Source organism: Gilliamella sp. B14384G12 (assembly GCF_016101825.1).
GTDB classification, from domain to species: domain Bacteria; phylum Pseudomonadota; class Gammaproteobacteria; order Enterobacterales; family Orbaceae; genus Gilliamella; species Gilliamella apicola_N.
The window spans coordinates 1-14,616 of sequence record NZ_JACFPU010000008.1; the positions used below are offsets into that span (position 1 = coordinate 1).

The 14,616-nt window shown below is 32.1% G+C and carries 13 protein-coding genes; 4 read left to right on the plus strand and 9 right to left on the minus strand.

Annotation, left to right across the window (positions count from 1 at the left end; all coding sequences use genetic code 11):
- Positions 1-901: 901 nt before the first annotated feature.
- The 6 genes from H3S73_RS09000 to murA form a co-directional block, all read right to left on the minus strand.
- The gene (locus H3S73_RS09000; RefSeq protein WP_198237258.1) at positions 902-1,972 is read right to left on the minus strand and encodes an acyltransferase; all 1,071 of its coding nucleotides are present in this window, start codon (positions 1,970-1,972) and stop codon (positions 902-904) included.
- A gap of 154 nt (positions 1,973-2,126) precedes the next feature.
- Positions 2,127-2,378 carry a GNAT family N-acetyltransferase gene (locus tag H3S73_RS09005; protein ID WP_198227484.1) on the minus strand — a complete coding sequence of 84 codons (252 nt, stop codon included), beginning with the start codon at positions 2,376-2,378 and terminating at the stop codon, positions 2,127-2,129.
- Positions 2,379-2,640: 262 nt separating this feature from the next.
- The gene (gene pfkA, locus H3S73_RS09010; RefSeq protein ID WP_039126051.1) at positions 2,641-3,603 is read right to left on the minus strand and encodes a 6-phosphofructokinase; all 963 of its coding nucleotides are present in this window, start codon (positions 3,601-3,603) and stop codon (positions 2,641-2,643) included.
- Between the two features lie 92 nt (positions 3,604-3,695).
- Positions 3,696-4,592: a cation diffusion facilitator family transporter gene (locus H3S73_RS09015; RefSeq protein WP_198236463.1), complete on the minus strand. Its 897-nt coding sequence runs from the start codon at positions 4,590-4,592 to the stop codon at positions 3,696-3,698.
- A gap of 11 nt (positions 4,593-4,603) precedes the next feature.
- The gene (locus H3S73_RS09020) at positions 4,604-5,179 is read right to left on the minus strand and encodes a DJ-1 family glyoxalase III (protein ID WP_198236462.1); all 576 of its coding nucleotides are present in this window, start codon (positions 5,177-5,179) and stop codon (positions 4,604-4,606) included.
- Positions 5,180-5,235: 56 nt separating this feature from the next.
- Positions 5,236-6,489 carry a UDP-N-acetylglucosamine 1-carboxyvinyltransferase gene (murA, locus tag H3S73_RS09025; RefSeq protein ID WP_198227490.1) on the minus strand — a complete coding sequence of 418 codons (1,254 nt, stop codon included), beginning with the start codon at positions 6,487-6,489 and terminating at the stop codon, positions 5,236-5,238.
- Positions 6,490-6,783: 294 nt separating this feature from the next.
- Between murA and H3S73_RS09030 the strand changes: the two genes are divergently transcribed.
- The 4 genes from H3S73_RS09030 (at position 6,784) to can (ending at position 10,035) form a co-directional block, all read left to right on the plus strand.
- Positions 6,784-6,981, plus strand: a complete 198-nt coding sequence (locus H3S73_RS09030) for a YbdD/YjiX family protein (protein ID WP_198236461.1) — start codon at positions 6,784-6,786, stop codon at positions 6,979-6,981.
- A 16-nt stretch (positions 6,982-6,997) separates the two neighbouring features.
- Positions 6,998-8,038, plus strand: coding sequence for a GTP-binding protein (locus H3S73_RS09035; RefSeq protein WP_198236460.1), 1,041 nt, complete (start codon positions 6,998-7,000; stop codon positions 8,036-8,038).
- Positions 8,039-8,243: 205 nt separating this feature from the next.
- Positions 8,244-9,302 carry an FAD-binding protein gene (locus H3S73_RS09040; RefSeq protein ID WP_198236459.1) on the plus strand — a complete coding sequence of 353 codons (1,059 nt, stop codon included), beginning with the start codon at positions 8,244-8,246 and terminating at the stop codon, positions 9,300-9,302.
- Positions 9,303-9,372: 70 nt separating this feature from the next.
- Positions 9,373-10,035 carry a carbonate dehydratase gene (can, locus tag H3S73_RS09045; protein WP_198227496.1) on the plus strand — a complete coding sequence of 221 codons (663 nt, stop codon included), beginning with the start codon at positions 9,373-9,375 and terminating at the stop codon, positions 10,033-10,035.
- A gap of 10 nt (positions 10,036-10,045) precedes the next feature.
- On the opposite strand, the gene nrdG is transcribed toward can, so the two are convergent.
- The 3 genes from nrdG to gndA form a co-directional block, all read right to left on the minus strand.
- Positions 10,046-10,510 (minus strand): anaerobic ribonucleoside-triphosphate reductase-activating protein, encoded by a 465-nt coding sequence (gene nrdG, locus H3S73_RS09050; RefSeq protein WP_039126027.1) that lies wholly within the window; start codon positions 10,508-10,510, stop codon positions 10,046-10,048.
- 17 nt (positions 10,511-10,527) lie between these two features.
- Positions 10,528-12,663: an anaerobic ribonucleoside-triphosphate reductase gene (gene nrdD / locus H3S73_RS09055; protein WP_086326909.1), complete on the minus strand. Its 2,136-nt coding sequence runs from the start codon at positions 12,661-12,663 to the stop codon at positions 10,528-10,530.
- A 384-nt stretch (positions 12,664-13,047) separates the two neighbouring features.
- Positions 13,048-14,463 carry an NADP-dependent phosphogluconate dehydrogenase gene (gene gndA, locus H3S73_RS09060; RefSeq protein WP_198227498.1) on the minus strand — a complete coding sequence of 472 codons (1,416 nt, stop codon included), beginning with the start codon at positions 14,461-14,463 and terminating at the stop codon, positions 13,048-13,050.
- Positions 14,464-14,616: the final 153 nt, after the last annotated feature.

Genomic DNA, 14,616 nt, shown 5'->3' on the forward strand with positions numbered 1-14,616 from the left:
TGATGCTCAATAACTGTCTCTGACATAATTCAAATGAATCTTCAGTGTCACTTATCAAGACTTAATTTTTTAGTCCGTAGACTTTTAATCTTTCGTCTCGCAAGTGCCCACACAGATTGTCTGTTTCTTCTTTTTAAAGAGCTGACAGCTTTTTCATTTAACTAAATGTTTTGTTATTTAGTTTGCTGTCTCAAGGGATGCGTATACTACGCTACACCTTTTTATTCGTCAAGATCTTTTTTCAAAATTTTTGACCTTGCTCACTCACACCTTTTTCGTCTGCTTATCGCTGACGCCGTGTCAGTGGATGCGCATTATAGGCACTTTAAATTTTACTGCAAGTGTTTATTGCTATTTTTTTTCTGTTTGCATTTTTTTTGGCCTAATTCTTTTATAGAAAACCTTTCAAACTAGTAATAAAAATGAAAATTAAACAATAAAAAACATGATTTTACACACACAAACCAAGTAAAATTTAGCTGTGCACGCATTTTTCTAATTTTCAAGATAAATAATAGAACGAAAAGATTAGATGACTACTAGGCTTTTGTAGTTTTTAGTAGAAAAGCATTTAATCGACTAAAATTGTATAAGAACGTTATTTTTTAATGCTCTGGTTATTAAACTGACCATGTTTTACATTATTCAATGCTTAAAGTTTTTCTTATCAAGATTTATATAATGATACTAAATTGGTTAATAGGATAGTTTTATTACAATCAGTAAAAAAATTATTTTTGGAAAGATTAAGTGCCACCCATGTGATAATTAATGGGTGGTAGTTTTTTCTGCTAATCTGAAAATAATATTCAATATATAATAAGCTTCAGATATTTTCTTATCTAATGGACTCGGACATTTATTTTAAAACGGTTAACGTTGGAAGTTTATTAAACCTGTTTTAACGCATTCCCCCAATAAGATATTTTGCTTTGTCTTTGAAAACTAATTTTATTATGTTAGCAATGATGACACTTATCACTAAAGTTGAAACTAAAAAGCTAATTGCCCCTAATGATGCTAATTCACCATTACTTGTCTTAATAATATCACCCATTGGTGACATATAAAGCTGACGCTCAAGTTCTATAACTATAATTTCATGAATAAAATAGATAGGAAAACTTACGTTTGCCATATAGGAAAAGAATTTATAAATCTTTCCTTCATTAACTTTATGATTTAATCCATCTAAAAAATAAAGGGCGAGTATAAATAAAATAATTTTTTGCAAAGTATCAAAATAAAGATTTTGAATACCAAAATAATCCATATAACGATAGGCAAATGGAATAAAAAAACATAAACCGAAAAGAAGGATAATTAATAACAAGTTATCTTTCACAGACTTCATAATAGTTTCATAATTTTGTTTAAGCATCATACCAATTAAATAAACTGGACCATAATGTAACAAGTTTAGAAGTGGCTTTGTAAAATCAGGTTTGGTAAACATTACCACCCAAAACATAGCTATTAGACCTGCCACAATTAAATTCTTTTTCGACCAATAAAAAAGAAGTGGTCCCATTAGGTATACAATAATTATCATTGGCATAAACCACAAAGGTAAAAGCTGCGTGCCAGTTAACATCATTTTAATTATTGAGCTGATAATGCTAGGTTCAGTTGAGGAGTACCATGGTAATCCCGATAGATATTGATAGTGATAAAAGAAAAAACAAAAAATAGACACTGAAATATAAGGGCATACTACTGTTTTAAATTTTGATAAATAGTATGTTTTAGTATCATATTTGTACGTCAAATGTTGAAACAAAAATCCAGCAATTAACACAAAAAAAGTTGTGAAATTAAATGCAAACAAATTTAAAAAAGAGAATAAATAACTATTCGCAATTAGACTAGAGTTTTTAAACACACCTAAACAGTGGCTAAAAACAATCATAATAATTGCAACACCGCGCAATATGTGAATAGAATAAATTTTTTGAGGTTTGGCAGATTCCATCTTAAAATCAAAATACTATGCTAAGATATATATAGTTATACATTACCACATATTCAAATAACTGGAACTAACATTTAAAAAAATAATATTTAAAATAAAACTTGACAATTTGTTAATTAAAATCTGTAAATTATTTAAATTAGTAGATTTAATTTTATTTGTTCAATTTTTTAATAGCAAAAGAGCAAATAGGAATAATTTTACGGTTTTCTTGTTGTAACTTTTTTACAACAAGATCTAATAATTTCTCAGCAATACCTTGACCTCGATAATCGGGATCTATGTAAGTGTGATTGATAGTAGCTTGATTCTCTCCTATTCGAGTAAAAGTCATCTCGGCTATCTGTTTATTATTTGTATCACAGACATAAAAGCGTTCGTTATCTTCTAAATAACTCAATGACATAATGTTTTCCTGCTATTTAAACTATTATTTGGAATTTGAAATTTAATAAACTGAATAAAAAAATACATATCAATAAGTGAATATAAAATTATTATCAAAAAGATAAATTAAGTTTATTGATAGTATGTAAATTAGCTGAACATTAAGAAAAAATTTAATAAATGAATGATTGAAAATGCGTTCTATCAATCATTCAATTCTTAAAAATGTTTTATAATTATTTATAGTTATGTAGATTATTTAATCGACATAATATTAATAACTAAAATAAACGTTTTGCAGTATTATAAAGATCTACATCAAATGGACGCTTCATATTATTAATAGCGTCGATTATATCATGATGTACCAATTTACCATTTTGAACGCCTACACATCTTCCTGCATGACCTTGTTGTAATAATTCAACAGCATAAGCACCCATGCGTGAACCTAAAATACGATCGTAAGGAACAGGAGAACCACCTCGTTGAACATGACCTAATACTGTTGCACGAGTCTCATGGTGAACAGCTGCTTCAATGTCTGCTGCAAGCTGGTTAACATCACACATATGCTCTGTAACGGTTACAATTGCATGTTTTTTACCTTTTGCAAAACCTAATTTAATTTCTTCGATTAAATCTTCTTTCGTATAGGACATTTCTGGAATAATCATGAATTCACAACCACCAGCAACTGCAGCATTTAATGTTAAATCACCACAATCTCGCCCCATAATTTCAATCACAGATATTCTATGGTGTGAAGAACAGGTATCACGTAATCTATCAATAGCTTCAACAGCAGTACTTAGTGCGGTGAAATAACCAATCGTATAATCGGTTCCGCGAATATCATTATCAATGGTACCTGGTAAACCAATACATGGGAAACCTTCTTCTGTTAAACGCATAGCCCCCATATAAGAACCATCACCACCAATCACGACTAAAGCATCAATTTGATGTTTTTTCAAATTTTCAATAGCTTTTTGTCTTACTGCTTTATCTTTAAATTCTGGGAATCTAGCAGAACCGAGAAATGTACCACCACGAGTAATGATATCTGACACGCTAGAACGTTCTAACTTAGTAATTCGATCTTCACAAAGACCTAAGTAACCATCATAAATACCAAAAACTTCTAACCCTTCCGTTAAAGCAGTTCTAACTACTCCTCGTATGGCTGCATTCATCCCTGGTGCATCACCACCACTAGTTAAAATACCTATTTTTTTTATCATAGAAAATAACTCCTAATAATTAACTTTTGATTATTATAGAGTCTTAACAGATTTCTAACAATAGATGATAAAAGGTATTTTGGTGTTTTTTTCTACCGTGTCGTTTCAATTGGTACAACAGAAATTGGATCTTGATGAATAATTACTGTTGCAGGAGAAAAGATCTCAGCAATATGCTTTTCTATTGAATCAGCTATAGCATGTGCTTTAACTAAAGGCATATTATCATCAAGTTCTATATGTAATTGAATAAATTTTATGGGGCCAGCTTGCCTAGTTTTTAAATCATGAAAACCATGAACATTCGGATATGATTCAACAATATTAGCAATTTTCTCGTTATCACTTTCTGGTAATGCTCTATCAAGTAAATCCTGTATCGCATTGTAAGAAATCTTATAAGCATTATAACAAATATATAAAGCAATCAAGAATGCAAATGCAGCATCTGCAAAAGAAATTCCATACCAGCTTAAAAAGAGAGCAATGATAACTGCAATATTCATTAACATATCAGAAGAATAATGTAGCATATCAGCTTGAATGGCCTTACTTTGAGTAAGTTTTACAACATGTCTTTGGTATAAAACAAGTATAGAAGTAATTACCGTAGATATGGCAGAAACAGTAATTCCCAACAATGGTGCTTGTAGTTCACTAGGATGAACAATAGACTTAATACTTGAAAGTAATAAAATTGTCGCCGAACCTATAATAAATGTACTTTGCGCTAGCGCTGCAAGTGATTCAGCTTTACCATGACCAAAGGTATGATCATCGTCAGCTGGTTTTAAAGCATAACGTACCAAAAAGAAATTAAGACCAGAAGCAAGTAAATCAATACTTGAGTCTAACAATGATGCAAATAAACTTATTGAACCTGTTATCCAACAGGTAATAAATTTTATAAAAATTAGAAATATAGATATTAAAACAGCAATTAATGTTGCTTTTTTAACTAATTTTTCGTACAAATGTGAGTTTGACATTTGGTACCTTTTTATTGATAGGATTCAACTCCCACTGGAAGGACTAATTGCTGAGCAACCTCAGCTGCCTTTTTTTGCCCGACCAAAACATCAATAATTTTTAAAGCAAAATCAATTGATGTCGCAGGACCTTGACTAGTAATAACTTTATTTTGCTCATCAAAATATACTCTATCCGTTTTCCAAAGTTTAAATGCACTTTTAGTAGATGGGTAACCTGTCATATATGCATTTGGAAATAAATTGTGATGTTGCAAAACTATTGCAGGAGAAGCACAAATTGCCGCTATAACACCACCAGCCTGATGAGTTTTTTTCAATATTTCGATTAATAACGAACAATCTCGAAAATTTTCTGCGCCTTTCACACCACCAGGTAAAATAACCACATCAAAATTTTCATTTTGAATTTCTGAAATAGTTTTTTGGGCTAAAATTGTTACTCCACGAGAACATTTAACTTCACAACAATTTGAAATACTAGCAGTTATGACCTTAATGTCAGCTCTGGTGAGTAAATCAATTGTTGTTACTGCTTCTGTTTCTTCACAACCTTCAGATAAAAAGACTAGTGCTTGTTTCATCATTATTGTACTCCTTTCTACCAATAAATAACTTATTTAAGTTTTAATTATGATGAATTTTATTTCACCCTTTCAATATTGGCTCCTAAACTTCTTAGTTTCTCTTCAATATTGTCATAACCTCTATCAATGTGGTAAATACGATCAACAATTGTAGAACCTTCTGCAATACAACCAGCCAACACTAAACTTGCTGACGCTCGCAAATCTGTCGCCATTACTTGTGTACCACTGAGTTTTTCAACACCATGAGTAATTAATGTATTACCTTCAATTTCTGCTCTAGCACCCATACGGATTAATTCTGGCACATGCATAAATCGATTTTCAAAAATCGTTTCTTTAATAATTCCAGTACCTTCAGCAACCATATTTAATAATGAAAATTGTGCTTGCATATCTGTAGGAAAACCGGGATGCGGGGCAGTATGAATATTTACAGCTTTTGCTCGTTTATTTTGCATATCTAAACAAATCCAATCGTCACCGACTTCAATATGTGCACCCGCTTCTTTTAATTTTGATATGACAGCATCAAGCAGGTTTGGATCAGTTTTACGACAAGTAATTTTTCCTTTTGAAATAGCAGCAGCTACTAAAAAAGTCCCTGTTTCAATTCGATCTGAAACAATTTCATGCGTACCACCACCTAAACTTTCAACGCCTTCAATTTCAATGCGCATTGTTCCTGCACCGGTAATTTTAGCACCAAGCATATTTAAGAATTTAGCTGTATCAACAATTTCTGGCTCACATGCTGCATTCTCAATTACCGTTTTACCTTCGGCTAAAGTTGCAGCAGACATAATCGTCACTGTAGCGCCAACACTCACTTTATCCATAACAATATGAGCGCCTTTTAATCGACCATCTACAGTAGCTTTAACATATCCTTCATCCAAAACAATTGTTGCACCTAATTGTTGAAGCCCAGTAATATGAAGATCAACAGGTCTTGCACCAATCGCACAACCGCCAGGTAATGAAACCTGACCTTGACCAAAACGGGCAACCAACGGTCCCAACGCCCAAATGGAAGCACGCATAGTTTTTACCAGTTCATAAGGTGCGCAATAATTATTAAGATGAGCCGCATTAAGGTGGACAGAATCATTGCGTTGACATTTCACACCTAACTGACTTAATAGCTCTAGTGTAGTATCAATATCTTTTAATTTAGGTACATTTTTTAGCTCTACAGGCTTTTCAGCTAAAATAGCCGCAAATAATATAGGCAAAGCCGCGTTTTTAGCACCTGAAATAATAACTTCACCGTTTAAAGAAGTTGGACCTTTAAGGAGAAACTTTTCCATTATAAAACTCTAATAAATAATAAATTGGTTAATATTATAAAAGTTATTTAATAATATATAAATCAATTTAGTAAAATATATTTAATTCATTAAAAGAGTTTAGGAAAAATTTTATCGATTATTATTCAATAATATTGTCGTTTTTTATGTAATGTTATAAATTACTTAAAATCAAGGATTGACTCAATTTAGATAGCACCTTATATTGAAAATGTGTTAATTATTAATACAGTCGCTTACGAGAAAAAATTAGAACTTCTAATATTCTTATTCAAAATAATTAAGAGATATAACATGTTCGATTCACTTGCCAAAGCAGGAAAATATCTCGGCCAAGCTGCTAAGCTTATGGTCGGAATCCCTGATTATGATAATTATGTTCAACACATGAAACTAACCCATCCTGAACAAACGCCTATGACTTATGAGGAATTTTTTAAAGAAAGACAAGATACACGTTATGGTGGTAAAGGTGGATTTAAATGTTGCTAAAATTTAGAGATAACAAATGACAAACCCAATTATTTTACAACCGCTACCTGTTACTTTATTAACAGGATTTCTCGGTTCAGGTAAAACGACATTAATCAATTATTTATTAGAAAATAATCGTAACGAAAAAATAATCATTATTGAAAATGAATTTGGTCAAATAAATCTTGATAGCGATTTATTAAATACCCATTGCGATATTCAAATTGTTGAGATGACCAATGGTTGCATCTGCTGCACCGTACAAGGTGAGCTTACTGATGCACTTCATAAATTACATGCCCAGCGCATAGCTGGTGAATTAACATTTGATCGTCTTATTATTGAAACAACAGGACTTGCCGATCCGGCCCCAATTATTCAAACATTTTTTATTGACGACTTGATTCGTGAAACGATTAAACTTGATGCTATTATTACCTTAGTTGATGCTCAACATATTTTGCAACACTTAAATGAACATCGAGTAGCGCTTTCACAGATTGGATTTGCTGATCGAATTATCGTTACTAAAACCGACTGTGTAAATGAACAGCAAAAAAATGAGATTATTAGTAGAATTAATAAAATTAATAATAAAGCTGCAATCATTGTTGCGATAAATGGACAAATACCAAAATCACAATGGATTGATATTCATTCATTCGATTTAAATGATGATTTAATCATTAATAAAGGTTTTTTTGTTGTCAATCCATTAAAAAAAATTGAAACTAACTTTAAAATTCTTCCATTACAAAATCAAACTCAATCATGGACAGATAATATTTGCTCCTATCTTTTTGAAGCTGGTGAACTTGATTTGAAAAAGATAGGTTCATTTATGGAAAACTTGGTTGAGCAATATGGTAATGACATGTTACGGTATAAAGGTGTATTAGCGATTAAAGATAACCCGCAACGTTTGATTGTTCAAGGAGTACATAAAGTTGTTGGTTTCGATTATGGTTCTTCATGGCAAGATCCTTCTGAAAAAATATCTCGATTAGTCGTCATTAGTCGTATTTTGCCATTTGATGATTTGAATCAAGAATTTTTAAAAACTATTGCTAGCTAAAAATTAGAAGATGTTTAACACAATAAAAAATAATTTCTTTTATTGGTGATTTGACCATCTTTTTTATACTCAAACGTATAGTTAACCTGAAAGATCTTTACAAAAACCAAAATTAGCAAGAGTATAACCATAATAGTCATTTTTTATTTTATATATGATAATATGACAAGCTTTTTTAAATTTATTGAGTAAGTAATATAATAATATGGATTACGATATTGCAATCATTGGTCTTGGCCCTGCAGGTAGTACGTTAGCGCGTTTACTTAACCCATCTTTTAAGATTATTGCTTTAGATAAAAAATATCAAACTGGTGATAAAGGTTTTCATAAACCTTGTGGAGGATTATTGGCAAACGATGCTCAAAAATCTTTCATTAGACAAAAATTAAATATTCCAACTGATATTTTAACCAATCCACAAATTTTCAGTGTCAAAACTATAGATTTACAAACTAAACTAGTCCGTAACTATCAACGTAGCTATATTAGTTTTGATAGACATAAGTTTGATCTATGGTTAAAGTCACTTATTCCCTCCACAGTTACAGTTTTACATAACACTCTGTGTAAAGAAGTAAGAAGAATCATTGATGGTTATCAAATTACTTTTGTCGATGAAAATCAAATAGAACAGAATGTTACCGCTCGATACGTAATCGGCGCTGATGGTGCAAATTCAGTTGTTAGACGAATGCGCTATCCCAATCATTCCATCAGACAATATGTAGCAATTCAACAATGGTTTACTGAAAAACATTCAAATCCTTTTTATTCTTGTATTTTTGATAACCAATTAACCAATTGCTATGCTTGGAGTATGTCTAAAGATGGCTATTTTATACTTGGTGGAGCATTTCCTAAAAAAAATGCCAATAAACATTTTGAGCAATTAAAACAAAAATTAACACAACAAGGTTTTATCTTTGGTGAGCCGGTGAAAGCTGAAAAATGTTTAGTTATCTATCCTAATCGTTTCCGTGACTTTTATACTGGCAATGAAAATATATTTTTAATAGGTGAAGCGGCAGGATTTATTAGTGCAAGTTCTTTAGAGGGAATCAGTTATGCACTTGACAGCGCTGAAATTTTAAGCAAAATATTAAATAGTGGTCAACCGAAACCAAATAAGCGATATTATCAAAAAACAATACCGTTACGCCTTAAACTATATAGCAAGATTATTAAAGCCAAAATATTAACTACTCCAATTTGGCGAAAACTTATTATGAAAAGTAAGATTCAACATATAAAAACGAATTAATTAGTATAGAATTTATACCAATTAAATAACCTAATAATAATAAATATATAAAAAATAAGGAATAGTTGCCATGTTTGATGTTAATGATTTAATCCGTTTTAATCACGAATGGTCAGAAAAAATAGAGCAAGAAGATCCCGAATTTTTTAAACAACTTGCCATTGCACAAAATCCAAAATTTTTATGGATTGGTTGTTCAGATAGCCGAGTTCCTGCTGAAAAATTAATTAAGCTAAAACCCGGCGAATTGTTTGTTCATCGAAATGTCGGTAATTTGGTTATTCATACAGATCTTAATTGTCTATCTGTTGTGCAATATGCCGTTGATGTGCTAAAAATAGAAGATATTATAGTATGTGGACATTTAGGATGTGGTGGAATACGAGCTGCAGTTGAAAACCCTGACATAGGATTAATTAATAACTGGTTGCTGCATATTCGTGATTTATGGTTTCGTAATAGTTCTCTTATTGGTGAGTTTCCACCAGATATCAGATTAGATATTTTGTGTGAACTTAATGTTATTGAACAAGTTTATAATTTAGGCCATTCAACAATTATTCAATCAGCATGGCAACGCGGTCAAAGAGCAAATTTACACGGCTGGGTTTATGGTATTGATAATGGCAAAATTACAGATTTACATATCACATCATCTAGTAGTGAAAATCTCGAAATTAATTATCGAGAAGCAATTTCTTATCTTTTAAATTTACATAAATCACAACAATAATTCTAAAGCTTTACTTAAAACGATAAATGATTTGATTGCTGCTTCCTCGCCATAATAGTCGAGGATCAGCTAGTTCTTGAACAAATTTACCATCAATTAGCACATCAATATAAGATACAACTTCTTGCTGATCGGCACTTAATTCATCAAGTTTATACCCTGTCCATAACCAAATATCTTTGTTATCACATTCAGATTTAACACGTTTAACAAGTTTTAATATTGCAGGAACATTTTTTGGATGTAAAGGATCACCGCCAGAAAGCGATAATCCTTGACGTTTTATTTCTGTGTCTTGTAAATCTTTAATGATTTGATCTTCAAGTGATTGTGTAAACGGCGAACCTGAATTAACTCCCCATGTACTTTTGTTATAACAACCCGGACATTGATGTTCACAGCCAGCAACAAAAAGTACACAACGGGTTCCTTCGCCATTTACAACATCAACAGGATAATAGCGATGATAATTCATATTTTTTAAAACAATGATTAACCAATTTGACCATTATTTAAATGTTTAACTCGACGTTTGACTTCTTCTTGTTTTCCAGCATTAAATGGACGGGCATCAGGACTACCTAAGTAACCACAAACACGACGAGTTACTGAGACTTTAGATGAATCATGATTACCACAACTTGGGCAAACAAAGCCTTTACTGGTGCAAGAAAATTCACCCGTATAACCACATTCATAACACTCATCAATAGGTGTATTAGTACCATAGTAAGGTACTCGGCTATAGCTATAGTCCCAAACATCTTCTAATGCTTTAATATTATTTATCATATTAGGATATTCTCCATAACAGATAAATCCGCCATTTGCTACTGGTGGATAAGCTTTCTCAAACTCAATTTTTTCGTATGGATTAACTTTTTTCTCAACATCAAGATGAAAACTGTTTGTATAATAACCTTTATCAGTGACACCAGAAATGATGCCAAACTCAGCAGTATCAAGTCTACAGAAACGATCACACAAATTTTCGCTTGGCGTACTGTACAAGCTAAAACCATAACCAGTCTCATCTTTCCATTGTTCTACTGCTTTACGTAAATGTTCAACAATGGCAATACCTTTTTGACGTAAAGTTTCATTATCAAATGGATGAGTTTGATTACCATAAAGTGCATTTAGAGTTTCATGAATACCGATATAGCCTAATGAAATAGAAGCACGACCATTTTTGAATATTTCAGACACGCTATCATCTTCTTTTAGTCGCACACCACAAGCGCCTTCCATATATAAAATAGGTGCAACACGGGCTTTAACCCCTTCTAAACGAGCAATACGTGTCATTAAGGCCTTTTTGCATAGAGCTAAACGGTTATCTAAAATTTTCCAAAACTGCGATTCATCGCCATGCGCTTCAATTGCAATACGTGGAAGATTTAAACTAATTACGCCTAAATTATTACGACCGTCATGAATTTTATGACCATCTTCTTCATAAACACCTAAAAAGCTTCGACATCCCATTGGCGTTTTGAATGAACCAGTAACTTCAACGACTTTATCGTAATTTAATATATCTGGGTACATACGTTTGCTTGCACACTCTAATGCAAGTTGCTTAATATCATAATTTACATCGTTTGGTTTATGATTAATTCCATCTTTAATTGCAAAAACTAATTTTGGAAAAACAGCGGTTTTATGATTTTTACCTAAACCTTTTATACGAACTTTAAGAATTGACTCTTGAATTAAGCGTGACTCCCAGCTTGTCCCTAGACCAAAGCCAAAAGTAACAAATGGAGTTTGACCATTAGCAGTATGTAAAGTATTAACCTCATATTCTAAAGATTGAAAAGCATCATAACACTCTTTTTGAGTACGACTTTCAGCATAAGCTTCTGGATTTGAAATATTCCATTCTTCTGCTACTTGTTTATGTTTTTGATAACTGATAGTGACAAATTTAGCTAAAATTTCATCAATACGATTTATAGTTGTTCCACCATAAATATGACTAGCAACTTGAGCAATAATTTGCGCTGTTACTGCCGTAGCCGTTGCAATTGATTTTGGCGGTTCAATTTCAGCATTACCCATTTTGAAGCCATTTGTTAACATACCATCTAAATCGATTAGCATACAGTTAAACATCGGGAAAAATGGTGCATAATCGAGATCATGATAATGAATTTCACCACAATCATGGGCTCGTGAAATTTCTTTAGGTAATAGATATTGTTTAGCGTAATGCTTTGCCACAATCCCCGCAAGCAAGTCTCGTTGCGTAGGAATAACTTTACTATCTTTATTAGCATTTTCATTTAAGATTGCAACATTACTTTGTTCAATTAAACCACGAATATCCTGAGTTAATCGACTGCGTTGTTCACGTTCTCGATCGCGATCATGTCTATACTCAATATAGGTTCTTGCTAACTTTTTATAAGGGCCTGACATCAGCTGATTTTCAACTGCGTTTTGAATTTCGTTAATATCGACACTCTCACGCTCAGCCATTTGCTTAGTAATCTCTTGGGCAACAGCAGCACAATAATCTGGATCATTAACATTAGCAGCAACTGCTGCCTTAACGATAGCATCTCTGATTCGACCTTCATTAAATGAGGTCTGGCAACCATCACGTTTAATTACTACAGGCATATATACTCCTCAACATTCATTAATAAATAGTAGTTAGCATAGGATTTATATCAATATTAATACTCATGTTAATTGTAATGATTAAAACAATTGATTTTTTTATTAGAATATTAGACGTTATTTGATATAGACCGGAATTTTCACATTGCTTAGATGATACTACATATAGTAAATATAATTGAATTATACACCATATATTGTGTTTTTCCAGATTTTTTAGTAAATAAAATTACTTGACAAAGCAAAGATCAAGCACCACAAGTCTTTTTATAGGTAGCTTAAAAAATTTGAATGAGTTTATTGGATGATAAGAAAACAATTCTTATAAGAGTGTAAGGTAATCTTACACTCTTTTAAAAAAATTATTGCTTACATTAAAAATAATTATGACTCAATGTTTAACCAATCAGTATGGAAAACACCCTCTTTATCGATACGTTGATAAGTATGAGCACCAAAATAATCTCGCTGTGCTTGAATTAAATTAGCTGGTAATACAGCAGAACGATAACTATCATAATAAGCTATAGCTGCCGAAAGCGTTGGCACCGCAATACCTTGTTGGATAGCTAACGAGACTACATCACGCAATGACTGTTGATAAACTTCGACAGTTTGATTGAAATAAGGTGCTAATAACAAATTATCAATCTCATTATTATCTGCATAGGCATCTGTAATTTTTTGCAAGAATTGTGCACGAATAATACATCCAGCCCTAAAGATTTTGGCTATTTCTCCATAATTTAAATCCCATTGATATTTATGAGAAGCAGCTTTTAACTGTGCAAACCCTTGTGCATAGGAGATAATTTTACCCATATACAGTGCTTTACGCACTTTTTCTATCAACTCTTTCTTGTCACCAGCATAAGGATTCTGTTTAGGACCTTTTAATACTTTCGATGCAGCCACACGTTGATCTTTAATTGCAGAAAGATAACGAGCAAATACCGATTCAGTTATCAATGATAAAGGTTCTCCAAGATCTAAAGCACTTTGACTTGTCCATTTACCCGTACCTTTATTACCTGCAGCATCTAAAATCACATCAACAAGATAATTGCCTTCTTCATCTTTAAATTTAAAAATATCAGCCGTAATCTCAATTAAATAGCTATTTAATTCACCCTTATTCCAATCAGAAAAAACATTAGCTAATTCATCATTGGTTAGGCCTACAACATGTTTTAAAACTGAATAACTTTCAGCTATAAGCTGCATATCACCGTATTCAATCCCATTATGCGCCATTTTGACATAATGACCCGCACCATTTGGACCAATATAAGCAACACATGGTTCACCATTAGCTTTAGCGGCTATTTTTTCTAAAATAGGTGCAACTAATGCATATGCTTCTTTTTGACCTCCAGGCATAATTGAAGGACCTTTTAATGCACCTTCTTCACCACCAGAAACACCGGCCCCAATAAAGTTAAAACCTTCTTCGGAAAGCATTTTATTTCGGCGAATGGTATCTTCAAAATACGCATTTCCGCCATCAATAATAATATCACCTTTATCTAATAGTGGACGTAACTCATTAATAACGGCATCTGTTCCTTTACCGGCTTGAACCATAATAAGGATACGGCGAGGTTTTTCTAATGAATTTACAAAATCTTCAATAGTGAAGTAAGGAACCAATTGCTTATCAGAATGCTCCGCCATTACTTGTTCTGTTTTATCTTTAGAACGATTATAGATAGCAACAGAAAATCCACGACTTTCAATATTGAGAGCAAGATTGCGCCCCATAACTGCCATTCCAATAACACCGATTTGTTGTTTAGACATGATTTGGCTCCTATATTAAATCTATATATAACCTTAAACACTAAGGCTTTTTAACAATACCTAAAACTTATTTAAGTTTTTTAAATTACGTTATATTTTTCCACAAAAAAACCGTATCAGATATAATACGGCTTTTTTAGCAACTTTAATGAT

What these genes read in the sequence shown, in the direction of transcription:
- H3S73_RS09030 (WP_198236461.1), top strand. Translation starts at nt 6,784, where the DNA reads ATGTTCGATTCACTTGCCAAAGCAGGAAAATATCTCGGCCAAGCTGCT.
- nrdG (WP_039126027.1), bottom strand. Translation starts at nt 10,510, where the DNA reads ATGAATTATCATCGCTATTATCCTGTTGATGTTGTAAATGGCGAAGGA.
- H3S73_RS09020 (WP_198236462.1), bottom strand. Translation starts at nt 5,179, where the DNA reads ATGATGAAACAAGCACTAGTCTTTTTATCTGAAGGTTGTGAAGAAACA.
- H3S73_RS09040 (WP_198236459.1), top strand. Translation starts at nt 8,244, where the DNA reads ATGGATTACGATATTGCAATCATTGGTCTTGGCCCTGCAGGTAGTACG.
- murA (WP_198227490.1), bottom strand. Translation starts at nt 6,489, where the DNA reads ATGGAAAAGTTTCTCCTTAAAGGTCCAACTTCTTTAAACGGTGAAGTT.
- H3S73_RS09000 (WP_198237258.1), bottom strand. Translation starts at nt 1,972, where the DNA reads ATGGAATCTGCCAAACCTCAAAAAATTTATTCTATTCACATATTGCGC.
- pfkA (WP_039126051.1), bottom strand. Translation starts at nt 3,603, where the DNA reads ATGATAAAAAAAATAGGTATTTTAACTAGTGGTGGTGATGCACCAGGG.
- H3S73_RS09035 (WP_198236460.1), top strand. Translation starts at nt 6,998, where the DNA reads ATGACAAACCCAATTATTTTACAACCGCTACCTGTTACTTTATTAACA.
- nrdD (WP_086326909.1), bottom strand. Translation starts at nt 12,663, where the DNA reads ATGCCTGTAGTAATTAAACGTGATGGTTGCCAGACCTCATTTAATGAA.
- H3S73_RS09005 (WP_198227484.1), bottom strand. Translation starts at nt 2,378, where the DNA reads ATGTCATTGAGTTATTTAGAAGATAACGAACGCTTTTATGTCTGTGAT.
- can (WP_198227496.1), top strand. Translation starts at nt 9,373, where the DNA reads ATGTTTGATGTTAATGATTTAATCCGTTTTAATCACGAATGGTCAGAA.
- gndA (WP_198227498.1), bottom strand. Translation starts at nt 14,463, where the DNA reads ATGTCTAAACAACAAATCGGTGTTATTGGAATGGCAGTTATGGGGCGC.
- H3S73_RS09015 (WP_198236463.1), bottom strand. Translation starts at nt 4,592, where the DNA reads ATGTCAAACTCACATTTGTACGAAAAATTAGTTAAAAAAGCAACATTA.